The sequence below is a fragment of the Aeoliella fuhlenseeensis genome, assembly GCF_052161615.1.
Lineage (GTDB): Bacteria > Planctomycetota > Planctomycetia > Pirellulales > Lacipirellulaceae > Aeoliella.
This window is the reverse complement of sequence record NZ_CP197417.1, coordinates 2768789-2792233: the sequence shown is the minus strand read 5'-3', so window position 1 is coordinate 2792233 and position 23445 is coordinate 2768789. Positions and strand designations below refer to the sequence as shown.

General features: G+C 60.2%; 14 protein-coding genes and 1 tRNA gene. 3 read left to right on the top strand and 12 right to left on the bottom strand.

The window, feature by feature from the left end; translation table 11 throughout:
• Positions 1–5: 5 nt before the first annotated feature.
• The 7 genes from SH292x_RS10900 to hydA all read right to left on the bottom strand — a co-directional run bounded on the left by SH292x_RS10900 (position 6) and on the right by hydA (position 8675).
• Positions 6–908, bottom strand: coding sequence for a LamG-like jellyroll fold domain-containing protein (locus SH292x_RS10900; RefSeq protein WP_442485639.1), 903 nt, complete (start codon positions 906–908; stop codon positions 6–8).
• Positions 909–991: 83 nt separating this feature from the next.
• Positions 992–2467: a LamG domain-containing protein gene (locus SH292x_RS10895; RefSeq protein WP_442485638.1), complete on the bottom strand. Its 1476-nt coding sequence runs from the start codon at positions 2465–2467 to the stop codon at positions 992–994.
• 843 nt (positions 2468–3310) lie between these two features.
• Positions 3311–3383: transfer RNA gene (locus SH292x_RS10890), tRNA-Glu, on the bottom strand.
• A gap of 143 nt (positions 3384–3526) precedes the next feature.
• Positions 3527–4453, bottom strand: coding sequence for an ABC transporter ATP-binding protein (locus SH292x_RS10885; RefSeq protein WP_442485637.1), 927 nt, complete (start codon positions 4451–4453; stop codon positions 3527–3529).
• Positions 4454–4522: 69 nt separating this feature from the next.
• On the bottom strand, positions 4523–6778 hold the full coding sequence (locus SH292x_RS10880) for a hypothetical protein (RefSeq protein WP_442485636.1): 2256 nt from the start codon (positions 6776–6778) through the stop codon (positions 4523–4525).
• 96 nt (positions 6779–6874) lie between these two features.
• Positions 6875–7183, bottom strand: a complete 309-nt coding sequence (locus tag SH292x_RS10875; protein ID WP_442485635.1) for a MazG nucleotide pyrophosphohydrolase domain-containing protein — start codon at positions 7181–7183, stop codon at positions 6875–6877.
• Between the two features lie 112 nt (positions 7184–7295).
• Positions 7296–8675, bottom strand: coding sequence for a dihydropyrimidinase (gene hydA / locus SH292x_RS10870; RefSeq protein ID WP_442485634.1), 1380 nt, complete (start codon positions 8673–8675; stop codon positions 7296–7298).
• A gap of 331 nt (positions 8676–9006) precedes the next feature.
• Between hydA and SH292x_RS10865 the strand changes: the two genes are divergently transcribed.
• The gene (locus SH292x_RS10865) at positions 9007–15099 is read left to right on the top strand and encodes a malectin domain-containing carbohydrate-binding protein (RefSeq protein WP_442485633.1); all 6093 of its coding nucleotides are present in this window, start codon (positions 9007–9009) and stop codon (positions 15097–15099) included.
• Between the two features lie 82 nt (positions 15100–15181).
• Here SH292x_RS10865 and SH292x_RS10860 read toward each other — a convergent pair whose 3' ends face one another.
• Positions 15182–16180 carry a glycosyltransferase family 2 protein gene (locus SH292x_RS10860; RefSeq protein ID WP_442485632.1) on the bottom strand — a complete coding sequence of 333 codons (999 nt, stop codon included), beginning with the start codon at positions 16178–16180 and terminating at the stop codon, positions 15182–15184.
• Between the two features lie 214 nt (positions 16181–16394).
• On the opposite strand from SH292x_RS10860, the gene SH292x_RS10855 reads away from it, so the two are divergent.
• Complete coding sequence (locus tag SH292x_RS10855) at positions 16395–17717, top strand: outer membrane protein assembly factor BamB family protein (protein ID WP_442485631.1); 1323 nt, start codon at positions 16395–16397, stop codon at positions 17715–17717.
• 116 nt (positions 17718–17833) lie between these two features.
• Here SH292x_RS10855 and SH292x_RS10850 read toward each other — a convergent pair whose 3' ends face one another.
• From SH292x_RS10850 to SH292x_RS10835, 4 genes are all read right to left on the bottom strand, one after another.
• A complete protein-coding gene (locus SH292x_RS10850; protein WP_442485630.1) occupies positions 17834–18514 on the bottom strand; it encodes a YMGG-like glycine zipper-containing protein in 681 nt (226 codons plus the stop codon).
• 251 nt (positions 18515–18765) lie between these two features.
• Entirely contained in the window at positions 18766–19566 is an 801-nt protein-coding gene (locus SH292x_RS10845; protein WP_442485629.1) for a dienelactone hydrolase family protein, read from the bottom strand.
• Positions 19567–19817: 251 nt separating this feature from the next.
• Positions 19818–20639 (bottom strand): hypothetical protein, encoded by an 822-nt coding sequence (locus SH292x_RS10840; RefSeq protein WP_442485628.1) that lies wholly within the window; start codon positions 20637–20639, stop codon positions 19818–19820.
• Positions 20640–20939: 300 nt separating this feature from the next.
• Positions 20940–22190 carry a hypothetical protein gene (locus SH292x_RS10835; protein ID WP_442485627.1) on the bottom strand — a complete coding sequence of 417 codons (1251 nt, stop codon included), beginning with the start codon at positions 22188–22190 and terminating at the stop codon, positions 20940–20942.
• A gap of 384 nt (positions 22191–22574) precedes the next feature.
• On the opposite strand from SH292x_RS10835, the gene SH292x_RS10830 reads away from it, so the two are divergent.
• Positions 22575–23198 (top strand): hypothetical protein, encoded by a 624-nt coding sequence (locus SH292x_RS10830; protein WP_442485626.1) that lies wholly within the window; start codon positions 22575–22577, stop codon positions 23196–23198.
• Positions 23199–23445: the final 247 nt, after the last annotated feature.

The window sequence follows — 23445 nt, the reverse complement described above, 5'->3', positions numbered from 1 at the left end:
GTTGTTTACTTGACTGCGACCGCCGCAAAGCGGCGTCGCCACGTTAGGGCTGCCATCAGCGACGCGAGGAGCGTCCAATAGGTGGCGGGCTCAGGAACTACTCGCAAGGGCAGCAACTGGCTCGCATCGAGCGCGACGTCGCTAAATCGCACGTCGTCCATGAGGCCATCGACATGGTCGACGAAGCCGCCGCCGTACCAGCCTCGACCAAAAGTCCATCCGATGTTCGTTCCAGGCAGAGCGTTTTGGGCCACGCTCTGCGCTGACATATCCAGCGAGCTGAGCATCTGGTATCCGTTACCTTCGTCCAGCCATAGCGACAGCGTTTGTCCGTCGCTGCGGGCTGCGAGTGCGTACCACGTATCAGTCTGCACCCCTCCGACCGGCTCCCCATCGAGCACCCAACGTGTGCCGCCCACGGTGTCGATGTTGATACGGAACTTGTTGTCGATGCCATTCTTCACCAGGTAAAAATCTGACTCCGGTTCGCCCTGACTCGATCCATCGCGACCGATTAGTGTTCGCCAGCCATTGATGGCTCGCAGGTTCACCGTTGTTTCAATGGTCCACTGCGTGGGGGACCAACCGTGGAGTGCGCCTTCCGTTACGTAGCCGTCCGAGGTGTTGTCACCGCCCGCGGCGTTGATTTCCAGGTTCATTGCCAATCCGCTGCCCGCTGATGTCTGCGAAGTAAAGGCCGGGCCGTACTGTTCGTTCCACCCACGCATCAAGATGCCATTGACCGTGTCGACAGAGCCGCCGCTGCCGTTCGGCTGTCCGGTGGGGGTGAACTCCTGACCGTCAACACCGTCTTCAAAGTCCCAGTAAGCCATCGTCGCCGCCGAGCTATTGGCAGCTAGGCAAACACTCGCCACCATCACGGCGAGCCACGCACCAATTCTTTTCATGAGTCAACTCCGAGCAGGTAAGTCTGAAGAGGCAAGATGAGAATCACGAACGATAGACAATAAATCACACGACGCTTGAGACCTCAGCGGCGTGCAAATCGCCGCGAGCGTCGACCTAGCAGCACGACGGTAGCCAGCGACGCAAGAACGAAGGTGCTCGGTTCAGGCACGACCGCCCCCGAGAGGGCGGCGAAAGCAGCAAGGCCGTTCGCAGCGATGAAGTCGGTCTTGAACAGACGCCAATCGTCGAAGTCGTTGTCCAGATCACCATCAACGTCACCTAAACCAAAAGTTTCGATGGCGGTCTCGCCAACGAGGGCCTCTAAGTGATTCGCTAGCAGGATCTGATAGTCGTCGGCGTCAATGTCGCCATCGACGTTGAAGTCGCTTCGGCTGAAGGATTCGCCGCCGTTGCCCACGTAGAACACGGGCAGGCTAAGGGTCGATTCGTTGAAACTCGCATCGAGCACCGTAACCGTCGCGGTCAAGTCTTCATACGGGGATTTTACCCACAGATTGCCCAGGGGCAGTGACGCATTTAGCGGAGCTCCATCACTCGGGCCACCCGCCCCAATGGGATTGCGCTCGGAAATCAGCGTCGACTCGCTGCTGGTGACTTCCCAGAAATCGTCGGCATCAATGGTCCCGCCGCTGTCCGCATCACCCGTATTGGTAATCGAATCCCATTCGGAGGGGTTGATCGCGCCCGCTACGGAACCAATCTCGTAGATGACGACATTCTGCGACCCGAGGTCATTCGTGAGGCGAACCACGCCGGTGTCACGATTCACTTCAAGGGCGGGACCCGTCCCGCACCCGGTGCAGCCCACGCTGTAGGCGCTCTCCACGGCGGCGGCGTCCAGGGCTGTATTGTGAATTCGGAACTCGAACAGCGAACCCGCTAGGTAGGGATCGTTGTACAGCGAACGGCCCAGGTAGGCCAAATCGTTCGATACATCCGACAACGTGATCGGTGTCGGTGTGCCGGCGTTGTCGTACTGCATCGGGGCGGATCCGATGGGAGCGCCGTCGACATAGTAAGAGATGTTGGTGTTGTCCATCGTGGCGACGATGTGATGGAGCAATCCATCGCTCAAATCGGGACCAAGCTGAGTAACGCCGGCTTCGGTTGCGAAGTTGGTGGGAGTAATCGCTGCGCGACTTCCTTCACCTGCTGGTCCCCGAGTTGGCTGCAACATGATGTAGTCATAACCCTGGCCGGCCGTTTCACCCGTGATCGTCCCATCGGCCGTACGGCCGAAGCCCACCGCCATGGTGAATTGATTGGTACGGCTGGGACTCACGGTGAGCCACATTTCCAAAGACAGTTGCGTGTAGGTGTTAACAGCGATGGTCGCGCCCGGAAGGCTGACGTAGTCGTCGACCCCATCGAGTACCAACCGACCTTCACTGGTAGCGACAGTGGCGCCCCCGATGACGGTGCCATGAGCATTTCCGACCGAGTCCAGAACCTCGGTTCCGCTTCCGGAGTTAAATGAGTAGTTGTGAACCACCACCGCATGCGACTGAGTGGCAACTGCAGCTAATGCAACAGCCATCGACCACACTATCAGTCGCGACCAGCCCGCAACACGACAAGATGCTTGAGTCATTCGAGATCCCTTTACTTCGACAGAACGAGTCGCAGCAGCAGGTATCAGCGCGGAGACAAAGAAGGGACCGCCCGATCCGTATGCCGCCTCAAATCTTTTGCGGAAGCTACGGGGTCACCCCCACACTTCCGATCGTTTCCTAGACGCGTAAGTAACCACGTGACCGCCCGAGGTAACGCGGTGCGAAACTAAGCACTTAGAAGCCAGCGAAGAAGCAGTGAAAAGATAAATTAAAGTGAGCTTTTCAACTCAGCGGTCAGGATACCCCGCCTATCCGTTACCGTCAACCGATTAATGAACTTTTTTTAGATATTTGTTTGCGCGATTTCGGAACTCCCACCGACCGAATTGATGGTTAAATGCAATTCGCCCGCATTTTTGTAGAGTTGCGGAGCACGACCGACCCTCGGTTGCGCTGAAATCCCATCCCGATGCGGATTTATGCAATGGTGCCTAGTGGCAGCGGCAGAGCGATCGGTGATAGATAAAGCCTAGAGCTCAAGAGCTAGAGCTCAAGAGACTGACAAGCCCGTAGAAATTGCGGCCAGATCGCTCAGATGGAGAGGAAGACATCCCGTACCGAGCGAACTTAAGAGAAGAACAATGGTCGCACGCGATTGATTGTTCTGTTGGTTCTCGACTCGCCCCTGGGGGTGCGTCATTGAGCAACGTCTAAAGCCGATGCCCGGACGTGAGTTTGTCAGACGATGCCGCCTGCGAAACTCACCAAAATACCCTATAAAAACAGTGCCGGCCGACTTACCCAAGTAGGTAAGCCGGCCGGTTAAGTACCCCGTAGGGGAGTCGAACCCCTGTCTCCGCCGTGAGAGGGCGGTGTCCTGGGCCACTAGACGAACGGGGCAGGACAATCTGTCGTCGACGCAATTGGGCAGGTCCAAACGACTCACCCTTCATCGGCGATTTGAGCCCCAGATTATCGCCGATTTCGTCAGAATCTCAAGGGGTGCCCCGGCCAAGGGCCAATTGGAAACGCATAGACGATACTTAGGAAGTGATGCCCTTGGTGAGGGCCATGAAGGCAGTTTCGAGGTTGATTTCGTCCTCTTTCAGCATCGTCAGTCGGTGGCCGGCCGTAAGCAGAGCGGTCGCCAGTTCGCTGGGATCGTTCGCCTCGCTGATGAGTGTGGCCGTAATATCCTTGCCCGTCAGTTCGGCCGACTCCACCACGGGAACCGATTGCACCACTTCCAATGCCGACTGCATGTCGCCCGCGACCCGGATCTTCAGGACCATCTGGTGGCGGACCTGCTTCATCACCGAATCGACATCGGCGTTAACGATCAGCTCGCCTTTTTCGATGATGCCGATTTTGTTGCAAATGTCCGCGAGCTCCGGCAGGATGTGGCTGGAGACCATGATGGTCTTACCCATGTTGCGAAGTTCCTTGAGCAACCCGCGAATCTCGATGCGGGCGCGCGGGTCGAGACCGCTCGCCGGCTCGTCGAGCAGCAGCACCTGCGGGTCGTGAAGCAGTACGCGTGCTAGACCGAGCCGCTGCGTCATGCCACGCGACAGGCTCGTCACCAGGGCTTCGCGCTTGTAGGTCAGGTCGACCAGCTCGAGCACGCTTTCGCATATCTTCCGACGCTCGGGGCCTCGAATGCGGTAGGCGGCAGCGAAGAACTCGAGGTACTCCATCACCTTCATGTCGTCGTAGACGCCAAAGAAGTCGGGCATGTAGCCGATCACGCGGCGAATCTCTTTGGGGTGCGTGTAGATCGAGTGGCCCGCGACGTACGCTTCGCCCCACGTGGGGTTCAACAGCGTCGCGAGGATGCGCATGGTGGTCGTCTTGCCGGCACCGTTGGGGCCAATAAACCCAAACACATCCCCCTTCGATAGTTCGAGGTTGATGTCTTTGATGGCGAACAACTCGCCGTACTTCTTGGTGAGGCCGCGGATTTCGATCATGCGGATAAAGTTGGCAGTGGGAAGTTGGAAGTGGAGGATGCGTGGGCACGGAGATTCCGCTACCCAACACTAGTTGTCGGCGGAGCTTTCTTCGGATTCTTCGTCGACCGGATTAACGGGCAGCAGAAATCGATAAATCACCACGTACACGTCTTTCTCGCCTCGCAGCGACTCTGGTTCTTTGCCGTTGATCCGCACCAGCTCGCTCCGGGGCTGATGGCATCGGCAAATGAGCATGGCTGTTTGACTATCAAGCGAGTGACTAAGGTCGACGAAGTGCTGGTAACGGTTCCACTGCTGGTTGTGATTGCGGCCGCCAAGAGCATCGTACAGCATCATCATCTCGGCGATGCCAGCTAGGTCGAGCCGACCAAGCAGTTGCTGCTGCTCGTAGTAGGTGCCCTGCGCCAGGTTAAAGCCCGAGCGTTCCTGGAACGTGTTTCGAAGTTTGCGAGCGGTGCGGCCGCTGGTGCTAAGTGTGACTTGCTCGATATTCAAAGAGCCACCCGCCGGCAGACTGCCGAGCGACCACGCCCAACTCTCGTACACCAGCATGCAGTCGGTGAGATCGGCGGCTGTTGGATTGGTGATCGAGCCCGTGACCAACCCATTGCGTGTGCGGGTGAGGTCGCTATCGAGTCGGTCCTCGGTCTCGGTGGTCCAGCGCGAAACGAACGTGCGTGTCGACCACACTTCGATCGGCACGCCCATCATCACTTCACGATTTGGAGTCCACTCGTACTCAGGCCGTTGCGGGAACATGCCCGCCTCCTGAGTCATGCCGCCAAGCCCTTCGGCCGGCTTGCCGAGCCATGCGACCGCCGTTTGGTCGATGCCTGCCACTTCGCCACCGGGACTCCGAGGTTCGAGTGCCAGCGTGTAGCGGTCGGCTTTGGGCGTAAAGATATGCGTCCACAGCGTTCCACGAGCGAGCCCCGTGGTGTTATCGACATCGACGATCTCCACTTGATTCACTCTTAGCGAATCGCCTTTGAGGTAATTCGCGTACCAATACGCAGCGAGGCAAGTGAGGACTACGATGATGGGGAATGTGACCCAAGTCCACTCCATTCGCTTGAGCACGCGCTTGACGAGGAAGTAGTCGCCCGGACCGATCAGCAATATGTAGAGGAGAACGAGGAATGCGATGAACAGGAACGGCGGCGTGCGTATGCCAGAGTTTTCTAGCTCCTGGTCCAACCGCTGTTGTAGCGCGAGGACCAGGTCGTTCGGGCCGCTATAGTAGTAGTTTTGAGACTCGTCGGCGATTTTTTCATCGGCCAGGGCGAGGACTTTCTGAGCAAGCCGGTCGCGGCTCTTCCAGTCCCGAAGCGGCTTCGTGTCGATGTCGAGCCCGACGAGGACGACTTCACCTAGCTGATGCCGAGTGCGAACAATCAGTGGCAAGCGATTATCGCGGCTGCCAAGCCATAGCGAGACGTCGCCGCGGAGATTGTCGAACGTCGGGATACTCACTTGCATTCGACCTCGCTGAGGCAATGGCTCGTTGCCCCCGACGTACGTTTCGAGTGGACCGAGGTCGTCGATGGTTTTCGGCCCGGTGAAATCACCTGGTGCGAGCGCCGAGAGCGCCCCGTCGCCACCGAACACCAACTCGGAATTTGCCCCCACGTACAGAACGACTCGCCCCCCTTGCTCGACCCACTCGACCAAGGCGCGAACCCGCGGATCGTCGGCCCGCATCGCCATCCAACCTTCGCGGTCGCTCGTCGACACCACCACGGTATCGATGCCCTCATAGGCGAGGGCGTCGCGAGGGAGTTCACCGAGATCAGCGACCCGACCCACTACGTTTTGGGTATACCACTCGTCGTTCGTCTTTTCCGCACCAGGATCGATCGTCCCCATCGAGTTGCGTGCCACTTCCACAATCATTCGCGCGGTGGCCGGTTCGCCGGTGGCGACGCCACCGCGGTCGAGTTCGCGATGCGGCGTGAATTGTCGGCGGGCGATTTGCTTGCCATTCTCGGCATTGATCAGCAGCACTTCGACGGGCGAGTCGAGCTGACCGATGCGAGCCAGCAGTTCGACCGTCTTGGCATCTTCTGCGGGCAGGCTGAACGGGGTGGTCGAGATGCTCGTCAGTCGGCCGTCGGTATCGGGCACGTTAACCACAGCAACGGCGGTGACATTCTCCTTGCCACCCACCGTCGTGATTCGCAGCGGCACCCACGAGCCGACTTTGTAATGATTGCCGAACCCCAAGTCGACTCGAACCAGCTCAGGCTTTTCGGCAGCCATCAATTGCGATGCGATCCCAATCAGCAGCAAGCCGGCGAGCATGAGAGTGGAGCAAGTTCGCATGGCCGACGTGCTAGTGGTTCTGGACGGACTGGTGAAATTGGTGTGCGAGCCATTGTAGCTGCATAAACCCGCGGCGTCACGCACCCCGCGTCTGTGTTACGGCTTCTCGGAATCGGCGCAAGTGCAAACAAGCTGCCCACATCCCGGACACCCCGAGCCGTACTTCTCGCGCACCGCTTCGCTCAGGTCGACGCCGACGACGTTTGCAATCGTAGTAAGCCATGCCAGCACATCGGCGAACTCGCCTTTGAGCTCTTCGTGCGTCCCTTCACGCAGAGCACTAGCGAGTTCCCCCACTTCCTCCATCAACCACATGAAAGTGCCATCGACCCCGCGAGCGATGTCCTTCTCCAGGTACATCTCGCGAATCAGGTTCTGGAAGTCGGAAAGGGTAGGGGAGGTCATGCTGGCTGAGTAGGTGAGTAGGTGAGTAGGTGAGCGGGGCCCGTCAGGGCCGTGGTCGAGTCGTAGTAGTTCGAATGCCGGAGGCAATTAATTCGTCATTCGTCATTCAACTTCAGTGCGTGCATTCCCGCTTGAGAAACTGCCCGATCCCATCCTTCCCAACGAACTGGCCGTCGCGGACTTGGATTTCACCGCGGACAGTCACTAGGCTCGCCCGCCCCTCGATCGGCCAGCCTTCGTAGGGATTGTAGTCGGTCGCCATGTGATGCTTGGCGGCCGAGATGGTGCCCCGATACATCGGATCGTGAACGACCAAATCGGCGTCGCTCCCCAGGGCAATCGTGCCCTTGCGCGGGAATAAGCCAAACAGTTTGGCCGCCTGCGTGCTCGCGGCGTCGACGAACGTGTGCAGATCGATCTTGCCGCGCTTCACGCCATACGTGTAGAGCAGGTTTACGCGGTCTTCGACACTCGGCAGGCCGTTGGGAATCTTCGTGAAGTCGCCCCGGCCCATCTCCTTCTGGCCTTTACAATCAAACGGCGCATGATCGGTTGCCACGGTGCTAATCGCGCGGCTTCGCAGAGCGTTCCACAGAAACTCCTGATGCTCCTTCGCGCGGATGGGTGGCGACATCACGAACTTGGCACCTTCGAAGTCGGGCTGCTCGGCGTAAGTCGAATCGAGCGTCAGATACGGAATCACCGTCTCAATCCAGACGTTGACGCCACGCAAGCGAGCCTCCTCGGCAGCGCGAACTGCCGGCTCGCAGCTGGTGTGCACCACGTACACGTGCGCACCCGTGGCCTCGGCGAACGCCATCAGGTGATGCACCCCCTCGGCCTCGACCTGCACCGGCCGCGAAGGCTCGTGCCACTCGGGACCCGTCTTACCTTCGGCGAGCAGCCGCTGTTGCAACTCGGCGACCAGCGTCTCATTCTCGCAGTGCGCCGTGACGATCACGCCGAGCTCCTTGGCGAGAGCAAGCGTTTTGTAGAGCTCAGAATCGGTGACGCCGAAGAAGTTCTTGTAGGCGAGGAACACTTTGAAGCTCGCGATACCGCGGTCGACGATCTTACGCAGCTTCTCTTCGGTGGTGTCGTCGAATTTCGATACCGCCATATGAAACGTGTAGTCGCACGCCGAAATGCCCTCGGCCTTGCTGAGCCACAGTTCAAAACCCTCCAGCGGATCTTCCTCGCGGCTGGGGCAACACATTTCGATCAACGTTGTTGTCCCCCCCGCCAGCGCCGCCCGGCTCGCCGAACTGTAGTCGTCCTTGGCGAACGTCCCCATGAACGGCAGGTAAATGTGGACATGCGGGTCGATGAAGCCCGGGAAGACGTAGTGTCCGGTGGCGTCCACCACCTCGTCTCCCGCCGGAGCCTTCAGGCCACGCCCGATCGCGGCGATCTTGCCCTCCTCGCACAGGATGTCGGCCACGTAGCTGTCGGTCGCGGTGACGATGTGGCCGTTCTGGATCAGTAGCGCCATGGGAAAGCTCGCGAGGGGCGGGGCACCGGGGTGGTCGTATCGAACCCATTTATACCGCGGTGGAGGGGGCGAACCAAGCACAGCCTCTGTTTCCCGGGCCGTTTCGGGCCGGTTTCCGGCCGGAGGGATTGTCCCGGTCGTGCCTAGGACGCACGTCGCAAGCCGGCTCCTCGGCGGAGAAATTTCCCTAGGCCGCGCAAATTCGTGGAAGTCGCCAGGCCGGGTAATCAGTGTGGAGGTTGCGGAGCGTCTGTCCGCTCGTGTTCCTGCAACCTGGATCCTACATCTACTTTATTGGGGGGCCGCCTCGGCTTGTGGCGGCACACATTCGATGAGCTTGAATCCCTTTGGCCGCCGCAGCGGTCGTCGTACGGTCCGCCTTGCGCGCAAAGCCCGTCGTTCGCAGCCGACTCTGTCTATTGAGACGCTCGAAACTCGCCAGATGCTCGCAGCCGACGTGCTGTACCGCATCAACGCTGGTGGAGGGACGATTGCGGGCGACCCCGCGTGGGTGAGCGATGGAGCCTTCAACAACGCGAGCGCCGCCTCGAGCAAAACGGCGACCGTCTCCAACGCGATCAACCTGACTCATGCGTCGCTTCCGGTCGGCACGCCCGAGGCGATGTTCAAGAGCGAGCGGTACGATGAGCCGACCAAAGCGAACATGCAGTGGGACTTCGCCGTGGCGCCCGGCACCTACGAGGTGCGGCTGTACTTCGCCGAGACCTACAGCAAGGGACAGGGCGTTGGCAAGCGCGTATTCGACGTGATGATCGAGGGCCAGACGGTGCTCGACAACTACGATGTGTTCGCCGAAGTCGGCGGCTACAAGGGGGTGATGAAGTCGTTCGTCATCAACAGCGATGGCAACATCGACATCGACTTCGCGCATGTCGTGCAGAATCCCTCGATCAAAGGCATCGAGATCGTCCAACAGGTGGCGACTGGCAATCGATTGACGGTTTCCAGCTCCAGCGCGAACTTTACTGGCATTCTGATTGGCAACACGGTCAACCGGACGCTGACGCTCACGAACTCAGGGCAGGCTGGCGATCCGGCCATCACGATCAATCCGTCGCAGATGTCGGTCACCGGCGCAGGTGCCGGCGTGTTCGCAGCCAGCTTCACGCAGCAGTCGACCATCACGCTCCAGCCAGGACAGTCGACTCAGCTGAGCGTTACCTACAGCCCCACCGACGCCAGCACCAAAGCCGCCCAGATCAACATTCCGCACTCGGGCGACAACTCGCCGTTGGTTGTTTCGCTCAGTGGAACTGGGGTGAGCTCGGTGCCAATCAACTTCGGCAAGTCGAACCTCGGCGGCGAGGACGCAACGCGGACCACATCGCTACAGTTCGGACCCGATGGGCGACTGTACGTGGCGCAGCAAGATGGCATCATCAAGGTCTACACCATCCAGAGGGCGTCGGCGAACAACTACCAAGTGACCGCGACGCAGACCATTACCTCGATCAAGGACATCGTCAACCACAATGACGACGGGACGCTCGCTCCGAGTGTCACTGAGCGACTCGTCACCGGTCTTTACGTCACCGGCACCGCGCAGAATCCGGTGATCTACGTCACCTCAAGCGATCCTCGGATTGGCGCGGGGGGCTCGGGGACCGACCTGAACCTCGATACGAACTCTGGCATCCTGTCGCGGCTTACCTGGAATGGCACCGCTTGGGTGAAGCTCGATTTGGTACGCGGCCTTCCACGCTCGGAAGAGAACCACGCCCCCAACGGCATCGCGATCGATCACGACACCAACATCCTGTACATCGCCCAGGGTGGTTTGACGAACATGGGGGCACCGTCGAACAACTTCGCGTACCTGCCCGAGTTCGCGCTGTCGGCTGCGATTCTCAGCGTTGACCTCAACGCCATTGGTAACACCACGTACGACATCCCCACGCTCGACGACGAGAACAAACCGGGCGCGGACGCCACCGATCCGTTCGGTGGCAATGATGGCAAGAATCAAGCAAAGCTCGTCCCTGGCGGACCCGTGCAGGTTTATGCTCCTGGGTTCCGCAATCCGTACGACGTGATTGTTACCGAAAGCGGCCGTATGTACACGGTCGACAATGGTCCCAACGCCGGATGGGGTGGCGTACCAAGCGGCGAAGGGACCACGGGTCAAGCGACCAACGCCTCGAACAACGGCGGCAGCACTTACGGCGACAGCTTGCATTTCGTTGATGGCCAAGGCTATTACGGCGGCCATCCCAACCCTACGCGATCTAACCCCGCGAACACGTTCAACCCAACCAACCCCCAGTCACCAGTGACCACGGGCAATCCAATTGAGTCCGACTACCGTCAGCCGGGCGCGCAGAACGGTGCGCTGCATGTTTGGAGCAGCTCGACCAACGGCCTGACCGAGTACACCGCGAGCAATTTCCAAGGCTCGATGAAGGGCGACCTGCTTGCTGCTAGTTTCGACAACAGCATCAAGCGCGTGAAGCTCAACGCAGCGGGCACCCAGGCCACGCTTCAGGAGACACTCTTCGGCTCGGCAGGGAGCGTACCGCTCGACGTGACAGCGGTTGGCGACAATGGTCCTTTCCCCGGCACCATCTGGGTCGCGGCCATTGGCAGCGGCAGCATCGTTGTGTTCGAACCTAGCGATTACGGCCTGACCGCTGGCGGTGGTGGCGGACCTGTGGTCATTCAGGATCCCAACGATCTGGATGACGACGGCTTCTCGAACGACGACGAAACCGCGAACGGCACCAATCCCGAAAACGCGGCCGACTTCCCCTCGGATTGGGATGCCGACTTCGTTTCGGACTTACTGGACAACGACGACGATAACGATGGCCTGGCCGACAACGTCGACCCGTTCGCCATCGACCGCAACAACGGTTTGACGACTTACGTCGGCGTTTCGCACACGTGGGAAAACGAAGGCGACGACATCGGCGGGCTCATCAACGCTGGATTCACCGGCCTGATGACCAACGGCGTCGCGAACTACCAGTCGCTGTTCGACCCCACCAAGCTCACTTCGGGTGGCGCTGCAGGTGTGCTGACGATCGACGCCATCGGCGAAGGGGATGCTCTGGGCGCGAACAACTCTCAGACCCAAGCCTTCCAGTTCGGCGTGAATGTCGCCTCGGCCACTACGCCGGTTTCGGCTCACACGAAGATCCTTGCCCCGTTCGGCGACGACGCGCCCGAGGGCGAGCAGTCGATGGGCTTATTCATCGGCAATGGCGATCAAGACAACTATTTCAAGATCGTCGTCTCGGCCTCTGGCATCACCACGCTGCTTGAAATTGGCGGCGTCGCCACCGCCGGGCCTTCGGTGAATTTGTCGCTTCCCGGCCCCGCAGGCATTGATCTCTACCTTACGCTCGATGTCGTGAACTCGACGGTCCAGGCTAGCTACAACGTCGACGGCGCAGGGCGAACACTCCTCGGCTCGCCCATCGCCGTACCAGCCAACTGGCTCAAGAATCCCGCCCGCGGCATGGCGGTTGGCATCATCTCGACCTCGCGCGGTCCAGCGCCGGCGATTCCCGCGACCTGGGACTTGATCGAAGTGATCAGCGAGGCGCCGTCGAACCTCGCCCCGATTCTCGCAACGATCGCTAACCAAACCGTCACTGCTGGAACCACCAAGCAAGTGATTCTCACGGCGAGCGATCCCAATGGCAATCAGGTCGCCTTCTCGGCGACGAACCTGCCGAGCTACGCCACGCTGGTCGACAATCAAAACGGCACGGCCACGCTCACACTCGCTCCGACAACGAGCCACGTCGGATCGGGTAGCTTCACGATCACCGTTACGGACAATGGCGGCCCCGTGCTGAGCGATAGCCAGGTTGTTCAAGTGACGGTCGCGGCACCCGCTCCTACGGTCGTCGCGGGGGAAGTGAAGTACCGCGTCAACGCAGGCGGTGGCAACATCGCGGGCAGCCCGACCTGGACCAGCGATGGCGCTTACACCAACGGCAGTACGGCGAAGAGCAAGACGCTCAGCTACTCGACCGGCATTAACATGACGCACGCCTCGGTCCCCGCGGGGACACCCGAAGCGCTGTTTAAGAGCGAACGCTACGACGAGTCGGGCGGCACGCCCATGGAGTACAACTTCGCCGTCACGCCTGGACAGTACGAAGTACGACTCTACTTTGCCGAGACCTACTCCAGCACCTCGGCTGTAGGGAAGCGGTTGTTCGATGTGATGATCGAAGGCGCGACGGTGCTCGACAACTACGACGTTTTCGCCGAAGTTGGCAAGAACAAGGGGGTGATGAAGTCGTTCATCATCCAGGCCGACTCGAACATCGATATCGACTTCGCCCACGTCACGCAAAACCCTAGCATCCGCGGCATCGAGATCCTCACCGCCGGCACCACGCCGAACGTGTTATCGGCAAACGCCACGCAGCTCAACTTCGGCACGCTCGCCCAGGGTGCCTCGGCAACCCAATCGGTGACATTGCGCAATCTCGGCGGCAATGGCGAACCGACCGTCACGCTCAACACCGCCAATCTCGCGCTAACAGGCGTGGGGGCTTCGTCCTACTCGGTGCTCAACACCGGTGTGATCTCAATCCCCCCCGGCGGCACCGCGACCATCAATGTTCGATTCAATCCCACCTCGGCCGGCGACAAGCCTGCGAGCCTGGCACTGGTTCACTCCGGTAGCAACTCGCCGCTCAACGTTGCTCTGAGCGGAGCGGGTGCCGCCCCCGCCGCGGCCACCGCGTCGGTCGAGATCGAAGTCGACTCGGGCAACACGATGAGCGCTTCGAGCACTTACAGCGACAACTCGTTCAAGATCACGAATACCTCTACCTCGGGACAGCGGATCACTTCGGTGCGGTTCGACATCGACTCGGCCATTTTGCCCGACGTTGTTTTCGACCCCACCGGCACCGCAGGCGATCCCGTGGGCAAAGATTTCACCGTTAATAGCGGAGGCTCGAACACCGGCGTCGCGGGCCGGACGCTCGGCAAGCCACTTCACAACGGCTACCAAGCCCTCGAAGTCGCCTTCGGTCATTTCGATCCGGGCGAGTCGATGGGCTTCTCCATCGACATCGACCCCACGAGTATCCGCGGTGCAGCTGACCCTGGCCCCGAAGCTTCGGGCAGCGTTTCGGGCATGGAACTCTCCGGATCGCTTGTGACCATCACGTTCGAAGATGGTTCGATCCTCACCACGACGCTGTTCCGCAAAGCGAACAACGATACCGGCAGCATCGCCGTGGCTCGGGCAAACGCCCCCGCCGCGCCAACGCTTCAGGTGATCGGGCTAGGCACGACGCCAACCACAACAACTAGCGCGAACCAAGTGGTCCGCGTGACCGGCGTGGCAGGCACGACCGTTCGATTGCTGCAGGCTGAAGCCGCCCTCCACTTGGCAGGCGTTCCAGGCGGTGGTTACGACATCGATCCCTACGAGTCGAACAAGGTCATTACGCTCGTCGAGCAGACAATCACGATTGGTGCGGGAGGCTTCACCGACGTGCCGATCACGCTGCTGAAGTCGATTGCTGAAGGTGGCTACAACCATTTAGTCGCCATCGCAACGAGCGGTGGACTTAACAGCCCCGCGGCACACGCGCTGGTGCAGTACCAACCGCAGGCTGCTAGCAACCAAGCACCCGTCCTGGCAACCATCGCCCATCAGAACTTGGTGGCCGGACAAACTGTCTCGATTACCCTCTCAGCCAGCGATCCGAACGCCAACGCCGTGACGTTCTCGGCCACCGGTCTGCCGAGCTATGCCTCGATCACCAATCATGGCAATGGCACCGCCACGCTGACGATGACTCCCACCGCTGCCCACATCGGCACGACGAACATCGTCCTCACCGTGTCGGACAACGGCAGTCCCGTAATGACGGACAGCCAGAGCGTCACGTTGACCGTCACCAGCAGCGGAGTCGTCAATCCGCCCGTTGGCCAAGTAGCGTACCGAGTAAACGCGGGTGGAGCTGCAATCAGTGGCAGCCCCGGATGGAGCGCGGACAAGAACTTCGTCAATTCTGGAAGTCTGACGCACAGCACCAGTACCAACGTCAACATGAGCCACGCCTCAATTCCCGCCGGCACGCCGCAAGGCCTGTTCAAGACCGAGCGCTACGACCCGGCCGGTGGCAACGAGATGCAGTGGGGCTTCGACACCGTGGCTGGCGCCTACTACGAAGTACGGCTCTACTTCGCCGAGACCTACAGTAGCACGTTCGGGGTCGGCAAACGAGTGTTTGATGTCGCCATCGATGGCACGGTGGTTCTCGACAACTACGATGTCTTCGCCGAGGTCGGCGCGAACACGGCCATCATGAAGTCGTTCGTCGTCCAGTCCGACGGCCGCATCAACATCGACTTCTTGCACGTGGTGCAGAATCCGTCGATCAAGGGCATCGAGATCGTCGCCGTGAATGCGCCGAACGGCGGTTAACGTCCTAAGCAGATGGTGCGAAGACTGTCCAAGCCCGAAGAGTTCGGAAAGCGCTCCCATCCAAACCTAAGCAACGACTAACTTAAGCCACGCGCCGCCCGGATTTTTCGCCGGCATTGGAGTGCGGTAGCGCCAGAACTGCGTCTGCGACGACTGCCGACGACGCGGTGCCCCCGCGTATGAACCGCTGCTGCAAGAAATATTGGGTGGTTTCGCCCAAGTGCCGCGCCCGCACTCCCAGTGGCAGTTTGCTTCGCCACGACATCGAGAGATAGTCCATCCATTCGCGGAACGATGGCTGTTCGATGGTTTGAAACTCACGGTGTAGCATCGCCGCTGCTTCAGCCACGTTGTATCCCGACTCTCGGGCGTACCACTCTACGAGCCGATTGACTGCGAGCCCGTGCCGCAGCTTCTTTCCCATGTCCGGCCGTTGGCCGGCGAAGTGATTTTGGCCATGGACGCGATAGTCGATCTGCGTCCCTGGCATCTGGTACTTTCGCCCGCCTGCGATCGATGCGCCAAGCACCAACACATCGTCCGCCCGCGTCCGCCAATCGGCTTCGAAAGGGCAGGGGAGCACGAAGCTCGCAATCGACCGCCGCATCGAAAGCGACGAAGTCGGACCGCCCACGAACTTCTTTGCTAACAGCGCTGCGAGAACCGAGTAGCCACGGTTGCGCGCCGGGAACTTTCTCCGCGGCGATTTCATGGCGGGGCCAAAGGCCTCGACTCCGGCAATCGCGAAGTCGATACCTTGAGTTTCGTAACACTCTATCGCCTGCTGGGTGTACTGCGGTCGGTAGCGATCGTCGGCGTCGAGGAAGAACAACACGTCGCCCGTGGCGTGCGCCATGCCCGCGTTGAACGCCGACAGTTGGCCACCGTTCTCCTTGGCGACAATCTCCACTCGCCGTTCGCCTGCGTAATGCTGTCGCAGGACGCGAAGGCTGTCGTCGGTCGAACCATCGTCGACCACGACGATTTCATCGAACGGCAGCGACTGCCCGAGCGCGCTGTCGACTGCCTCGACCACGTACTGACTGTAGTTGTAGTTATTCACCAGGCAGGTGGTCCGCATGGCTTGGGTCGACTCGCGGGTGGGGCGGGGGCACAGAGTAGAGGCACAGGGCGGGCGGATTGTAGAAGCCGCCCGTCACGCTCGGAACCCCAGTTTCTCCCCTTGCGACTCGCCAAAATCGGGTAAACTTGGGGCACCGGCAGCCCGCAGCGGGGTTTAACCAGCACCACGCACCTCGCCGGCCTGTTTACCTATCTTTACAAGGATGCCCGCCATGCCACTCCCTAGCCGCCTCGCTTTGGCACTAGTTCTCACTCTCTTCGCGTCGACCGCGCTCGCAGCGGACTGGCCACGCTTCCGCGGCGAAGCCGGCCTCGGCATCAGTTCGGATGACAAACCAATCCCCACCGAGTGGAACGACTCGAAGAATCTCAAGTGGAAGTGCACCCTCCCCGGACCTGGCCTCTCAAGCCCCATCATCGTAGGTGACCGAGTGTACGTTACGAGCTGGACCGGCTATGAAACCGGTGAAGGCTCGTCCGACGATCAGAAGAACCTCAAGCGGGCGCTCGTCTGCGTTGATCGCCATAATGGCGAGATCGTCTGGACCAAGTCCGTCGATGCCGTGCTGCCCGAAGACGAATTCCGCGGCATGTTCGCCGAGAACGGCTACGCATCGCACACCCCCGTTTGTGATGGCGAGCGAATCTATTGCTTCTTCGGTAAGAGTGGCGTCGTGGCGTTCGATCTGGAAGGCAATCAACTCTGGCAAACCAGCGTCGGAACGGGACTTGACCCTCGCGGCTGGGGTTCGGCTTCAAGCCCAGTCCTCTACGGTGATTTGGTGATCGTCACGGCTGGTGCCGAAAGTGAATCGGTTGTCGCCCTCGACAAGAAAACCGGCAAGGAAGTTTGGAAGCAGGAAGCCCCAACGCTGAGCGGCACTTGGACGACGCCGGTGGTGGTAAAGGTGGACGATTCGCGGACCGACATCGTGCTGAGCGTCCCAGGCGAAGTGTGGGGTCTCAACCCCGAAAACGGAAAGCTTCGCTGGTTCTGCGCCCAAGAGGGTAGCAACGCCAACTCGGCGACAGCCAGCGTGGTGGTAAGCCCCGGCGAGAACCCCGTGGCCTACGTCCTCGCGAGCCGCGACTCCGACGCCGTCGCCGTCCGCGTGGGTGGCAAGGACGATGTCACTGCCTCAAACGTTGTGTGGACCAACAAGCAATCGAGCCGCATTGGAACGCCAGTCCTGTACGAGAACCGCCTCTACTCGATCAGCGGCGGAATCGCCACCTGCCTCGACGCGGAAACGGGTGAGGAGATTTACAAAGAGCGGCTCCGCGGCGGCACAGGTGGCGGTGGTGGCGGCGTTCGCGGTGGCGACTATTCGTCGCCCATCATCGCCGACGGCCGCATTTACTACGTCAGCCGGGGCGGCGATGGCTACGTCATCAAGCTAGGCGACAAGTTCGAGCAACTCGCCACGAACCGCTTCGAATCCGAAACCGGCGAGTTCAGCGCCACGCCTGCGGTGAGCGACGGCCAGCTCTTCATCCGCTCGACCACCACGCTCTACTGCGTCGGCGAAGAGTAATAAAAAAGTACCCTCTCCCCGTCCCGGGTGAGGGACGGGGAGAGGGTACGTGCTTTAATTTCTAAACTAAGTAGATCACCATGCCATTGTTTGGCACTGCCGTCTGACGCACCTCCCTACCAGTGGTAGTGATGCCGATGGTGATGGTGGTAGTACCCAGGTCCTGGCCCGTGATAGTAATGAATCACGGGTGCCGGGCGGACGTAAACTGGCGTGGGCGTCGCGACGTGAATTGTCGTTGGTGGTGGGTTGATGGGCGTAGCAATGCTCGGCCCGCCCATCTGCTGCGCCGCGATCACCACACGGTCGCTTACGCCTGACTGTTTAAGCGCGATCAGTCCACTTGGGCTCATGTCAAAGCGACCACCGCGACTGCGAATGGTGCTGATGATCAAGTCTTCCGAAATGCCCGCATTGGTCATTTGAACGAGGTCGTAGTTCGTCACCGCAGTGGCCGCCACTTGGGCGTTCGCCTGCGCGGCGACCGAGCTGCCAATCGCCACTTGTTGGGCATCTGCGCGGTCGCGGGAGGAGCCTATCGCGTGCCCCGTGAGGGCACCCACGCCGGCACCAATCAGCGCGCCACCTTCCCAGTTCTTCTTGCCACCCACCAGCGCGCCGGTCACGGCACCCAAGCCCGCGCCCGTCCAGGTTCCGGCCCGCGTGTCGTTTTGATAGTAGGCGGGTGGCGGCTGATAGTAATACTGCTGTGCCAGTGCCGGTACCGCCGATGCCACGGCGGCCGCCGTGCAAATCGCAAAGCGAACGGCATATCGAGACGACAGACGGCGGATCATGTGCGGAGTGCTCGCGGAGAACGGGTGTGCGGGACCTATCGGCCCAATATCCATATCGGCACCCGCCCACCAGGGCAATAGAAATCCGCCCCACTGGCACCACTGCTAGCAAGCTGCACTACCTCGCCGTGGGAGCGCGTGAGCCGGGTCGTCCCCGACCCCGGACTGCCAGCAGCACTCTTCAATGACCCACGCGAATGAACTTCGCAATTCCGGGGTCGGGGACGACCCGGCTCGCCAAGTAGCTCAAGCTACAGCCCACCGAGCAACTTTTTCCACCGAGCCCAGGCTTCTTCGCGACCCTTCTTGTTCGCCTCGTCGGCATCGGCCATCTCGCCCGCACGCAAGAAGCCGTGTCCTGCGTTAACGTAGGTCTCCGGCTCATAGGTCTTGCCGAGTTCTTTCATCTTCTCGCTCACCCGCGGAACCTGGCCGGTGATGCGAAAGTCGTTGCCACCGTAGAAGCCATAGACGGGGCATTGGATCGCCTTTAGCACCGCATCGTCTTGCGGGGCGGTGCCATAGAACACAAACGAAGCCGCCAAGTTCGGATTCGCGCCGGCGTAGGCGAACGACTGGCCGCCACCCCAGCAGAAACCGCTCACGGCAACCTTGCCATTCGCGGAGTCCAGGTCCTTGCCGTATTCGTAGGCCGCATCAAGCATGGCGGTCACTTTGTCTTGCTTCAGCGCGTAGATTGCGTTGCGAGCGTCGTCCTCCGAGGCGAAGCTATCGGTCGCCCCGCCGTCGGGCCCCATCCCGGTTAGCATGTCCGGCGCGATGGCAATGTAGCCGGCTTCGGCCACTTGGTCGGCGACGCTCCGCGCCCAATCGTTCAGCCCGCGGTTCTCATGAATTACAAGCACTACGGTCGCCTTCTCGCTGACCTCGGGGTACACCACCCAGCACTTCACGGGGTCGCCGTCTTTGGTCTTGAGATCCACCCACTCGTGATGACGGGGCGACTTTTGCAACCGCTCTGCGGCATCCTCGGCGAGTCCGTGGTTGGCGAAAGAGATAACGGCGATGGCCGCAAGAAGTGCATAACGCATGGAATTAGTCTCCCAAGTAGAAGCCAGATCAAAACGCGACTCTGTACTCAGTGTACCCGCCGGTCCACGCACGCGCAACTACCTCGCAACGAAACTGGTACCTACGCTCCGCGTAGGAATGCTTGGGAAGCCGCTCCGCGACCTCTTGACAGCTGGAGCGTGCGAACGAGGACAACCATAAAACAACAGAGGGCGTGGCAAATCGCCACGCCCTCTGGTTCAATACTCGCAAACGTCCGCTGACGCTTTGATTACTCGTCCGACTGAGGACGACCGCGGCGCTGACCACCTTCGCCACCACGTCCGCCGCGACCACCGCCGGCGGCATCACCACCGCGGCCACCACGTCCGCCGCCACGCAGGGCTTGGCGATCTTCGTCCGACAGAGTAAACGGCGCGCCCTTCATCTCCTCGAACTTCTCCTTTTGATCGTCCGACAACACGGCCATCGTCTCTTTCTCGACTTCGGCTCGCATCTCGGTCATCCGCTCGCGCATGGCTTCGCGATCGCCACCTTCTTGCATGGTTTCACGGAAGTCGGCCATGATGTCTTGGCTCACTTCGCGCATTTCGTTGCGTTGTTCTTCGGTGATGTCCAGCTTCTCAGCGACGGAAGGGTCCTGCAGAGCGCTCACTCCAGCGGCCTGTAGGTAGATCTCGTTCAGACGGGCCGTTTTGTCGGGGCCGAGGATTTCGGCGAGCTTCTCGTCTTGCTCCTTCTGGCGCTGAGCTGCTTCCTGACGCATGACCTCCATCGCCTCGCGGCGTTCGTCTTGGTCCATGTCCCGGAAGTTGGGCCGCTCGGCACCACCTTGGCCACCACGTCCGCCGCGCTCGCCGCGACCAGCACCACGCAGGGCTTGAATCTGCTCTAGCTGAGACTCGTCGACGCCCAGTTCGTCCTGGACCGACTCCAGACGCAGCAGGGCAACCTTCTGGATGCCGCCACCCATACCACCGCCGAAACCGCCACGGCCGCCAAATCCACCACCGCCACCGCGTTGGGCCTGGGCGTCGCCGGCCAGCATCACGGCCGACAAGGCCACCATCGAAAACGTCAAAATTCCGCGCATCGCTGTGTTCTCCTGCTAAAAACCCGCAAAACCGTTCGCATTCCGGGGAAAAGTGGCCCTTCGAGGCCAGCCGGTGCGATTGCGACCTGCCTAGTGAACCCCGAAAAATGGCTGCGGTTCCGACCCAAATCGACACTACTACAGCGTCAGTTCTTGGGGAACGCAGCGCTGCGAAGCAATCGACTTACTATCCGGCATTGCCGGACGCACGTGCAGGACGAGTCGGGTACGACGCGGAAACGCGCAGTACTACTCACTTGTCACTTGATGCAGGAAGTTCACCAATGCAGGACGGTTCTATTAGAACCTCGTATCTAGTCGAAGAACGAGTTTGCCACGGCAGTTGGCGAAGCATAAGGCCAAGCAAGAGCCAAGGACCGCAACCTGTGCCAGTGCCACGGGTTCAGGCACCTCGATCACCGCGATAAAAGGGCGGCGGTATCCACTGCTGTTCAGCGCCGAACCTCCAATCTTCCTGCCGTCCGGCGATACCCAATTCAACCGCAGGTCACGCCATCCCGAGTATTCGATGCCGCGCGCCGCCAGTAGTTCTTCCAGAAATTGAATCTCGTAGCTATTGCCGCGCCGCACCCACAGAAAGTAGTCGGACGTGGTGTTGGTATTGTAGTTCCTTAGCCCGAAGCCACCGATAATCTCCGCGTTATCCGACATGGTTAGGGCATTGAGGCTCACGTATTCATCAAGTTCAGGAAGTGTTCGGAGTCCGTCTTGATCGTAGATGATGCCTTTGAACTCGCCCCCCACCTGGGCGTAGCCAACCGCCATGGTGCCGTCGCTATTCACATCAAAGAAACTTGCAGCCAGAGTACCGGGCAACTGATTCGGAACATACCACCCGCCTGAGATACTCCAAATCGCGGCAGCGGAGTAAGAACTTCCGGACCGGGTTGTCGAGCCTGCGATGACGGTCCCGTCGGCGGACACGGCATCGCCAGAGCTGCTCGGATCGTAGAAGGGATTCGAGGTGCCGAGTGTCCCAAGGTCAGCCAATCCTGTGTCGCGAGACCATCGCAAGGCATGTGTGCCGTTTGGCGTCTCACCATACCCAGTGAATACGCTTCCGTCGTAGTTTAAATCTCGAAGGCTGCTCGCATCCCCAAACGACTGCGACAACCGTCCAAGGAACTCAAACCCATGGGCGGCATCCCACCGAACTATCTGGGTGGCACGATCGGTCACGCTGGATCGATTAATCGTTCCTCCCACGACGCTGCCATCCTTTGAAATGGCACGAATGCTTAAATTCTCGTAGCCGACTGGAGTCGCATAGGTACTCACGCCCACCCCAGGTTGCCACAAGTACATCCAACCTGTGAATGGGCTACCGAAGCGCCCAGCGACAACGCTACCACTATCGGAGAAGAGTTGAGTTGCCACCCCAAAGTTGTAGGGCTCACTGCTCTGAAGGCCATAAAAACCAACCGGCAGGTCGATCTCTCCCTCAGCGCCGTAGGCGCAAGTAGCGAAGGTAATTGCCGCCCACAGCACGGGGGCGTGACAAAGGCGGCGAAAGAATAGGGGCATACTCATTAGGCGTACTCAAAGGGGGCAACAGCTACCGTCAGCAGAAGGAGATTATAGCCCGATTTGGTGCTTTCCGCCAAGTTTGTGGAAGATTCTCCACGTCCGTGAATGCCGTGCAGAGATTCATCGGGTTTCTGTGTTACCTTTACAGGCGCCACCGGTACCTAATGGTCAGCGGGATATTCGCAGTGAGGAGAATTCTGTTCTACGGCGCTTGAACCGCTGTTAGGGAACTTACATGGGTTGCCATCCAGGGGAATCGGGCACGGCAAGTCGTTTCGTTGTTCCTAGACCCTACTGATTAGCCCTTTCTCGTGGGCAATGCGTGGACGGACAGACGCAAGTGAGTCGTCTACTTTGATCCTGTTATCACTTGAGAGGAGTTGCTTCATGTTGAGACACCTTGCAACGACGATGGCCGCGGCCACCGTCATCACCCTGGCCGCCCAGAGTGCGGCGGCCTATCAAGTGATTGCGCCGCCCGTCGCGAGTTCCGGGCCGCAGTACGATGGAAACTATTCGGTGGCGAAGCTGTTCGATGCGTCGGTCACCGATGGCGACGTCGGAGTAACCAGCTATGGCAACCCCGACGGTCAATGGGCGGGATTCGGCGAGGGGCCGCACGAAGTCTTCATGGACTTCGGCGCCAGCATCTCTCCATCCGCCATTGCGTACGCCCAGCGGTCTGGCGATCTGGCCGACGCCGATAAGATTGGCGCCGTCGACTTCTGGTTCAGCGACACCGATTTCGCTGGTATCTTCCCGGTAGATGCTCCCGACACCACCGCGACGATCACCAACACCACCGATACGATCCTTCACCCCTATTCGCTTGGCGGAACATTCTCCGGTCAGTACGTTGCCGCGCGATTCAACGCGGCCTCGCCTGGGCTCGCCATCAACAATCCTGGTGGCTCGGAGTTCCGTTTCCTAGCCGTCCCCGAACCGAGCAGCGTTCTGCTCGCGACACTCGCCTGCACGGGGTTCGCTTACTGGGGGAGTCGCCGCCGATAGAACTTGCTCGCATCCCTTGCCACGCCGTGTAGTTTGAGCACTCGCCGGCGGGGCAAGGGATGCCTCTTTGCTCTTCCCCTACGTCACCATCGCCTCGCCTGGCGTCACGCACTCTCCAGGGAGGAGCGACTTCGGAAAAAGCCGCGTAGCCTGCGCATTCGCTCCAGTCGTTCGTTCGCTAGTGGTGCCCCGTCGCGGGACCTATAATGGTGGATTACCTCGCCCGCTCCACCAGCAGCCGACACCT

What these genes read in the sequence shown, in the direction of transcription:
- SH292x_RS10900 (WP_442485639.1), bottom strand. Translation starts at nt 908, where the DNA reads ATGAAAAGAATTGGTGCGTGGCTCGCCGTGATGGTGGCGAGTGTTTGC.
- SH292x_RS10895 (WP_442485638.1), bottom strand. Translation starts at nt 2,467, where the DNA reads ATGGCTGTTGCATTAGCTGCAGTTGCCACTCAGTCGCATGCGGTGGTG.
- SH292x_RS10885 (WP_442485637.1), bottom strand. Translation starts at nt 4,453, where the DNA reads ATGATCGAAATCCGCGGCCTCACCAAGAAGTACGGCGAGTTGTTCGCC.
- SH292x_RS10880 (WP_442485636.1), bottom strand. Translation starts at nt 6,778, where the DNA reads ATGCGAACTTGCTCCACTCTCATGCTCGCCGGCTTGCTGCTGATTGGG.
- SH292x_RS10875 (WP_442485635.1), bottom strand. Translation starts at nt 7,183, where the DNA reads ATGACCTCCCCTACCCTTTCCGACTTCCAGAACCTGATTCGCGAGATG.
- hydA (WP_442485634.1), bottom strand. Translation starts at nt 8,675, where the DNA reads ATGGCGCTACTGATCCAGAACGGCCACATCGTCACCGCGACCGACAGC.
- SH292x_RS10865 (WP_442485633.1), top strand. Translation starts at nt 9,007, where the DNA reads ATGAGCTTGAATCCCTTTGGCCGCCGCAGCGGTCGTCGTACGGTCCGC.
- SH292x_RS10860 (WP_442485632.1), bottom strand. Translation starts at nt 16,180, where the DNA reads ATGCGGACCACCTGCCTGGTGAATAACTACAACTACAGTCAGTACGTG.
- SH292x_RS10855 (WP_442485631.1), top strand. Translation starts at nt 16,395, where the DNA reads ATGCCACTCCCTAGCCGCCTCGCTTTGGCACTAGTTCTCACTCTCTTC.
- SH292x_RS10850 (WP_442485630.1), bottom strand. Translation starts at nt 18,514, where the DNA reads ATGATCCGCCGTCTGTCGTCTCGATATGCCGTTCGCTTTGCGATTTGC.
- SH292x_RS10845 (WP_442485629.1), bottom strand. Translation starts at nt 19,566, where the DNA reads ATGCGTTATGCACTTCTTGCGGCCATCGCCGTTATCTCTTTCGCCAAC.
- SH292x_RS10840 (WP_442485628.1), bottom strand. Translation starts at nt 20,639, where the DNA reads ATGCGCGGAATTTTGACGTTTTCGATGGTGGCCTTGTCGGCCGTGATG.
- SH292x_RS10835 (WP_442485627.1), bottom strand. Translation starts at nt 22,190, where the DNA reads ATGAGTATGCCCCTATTCTTTCGCCGCCTTTGTCACGCCCCCGTGCTG.
- SH292x_RS10830 (WP_442485626.1), top strand. Translation starts at nt 22,575, where the DNA reads ATGTTGAGACACCTTGCAACGACGATGGCCGCGGCCACCGTCATCACC.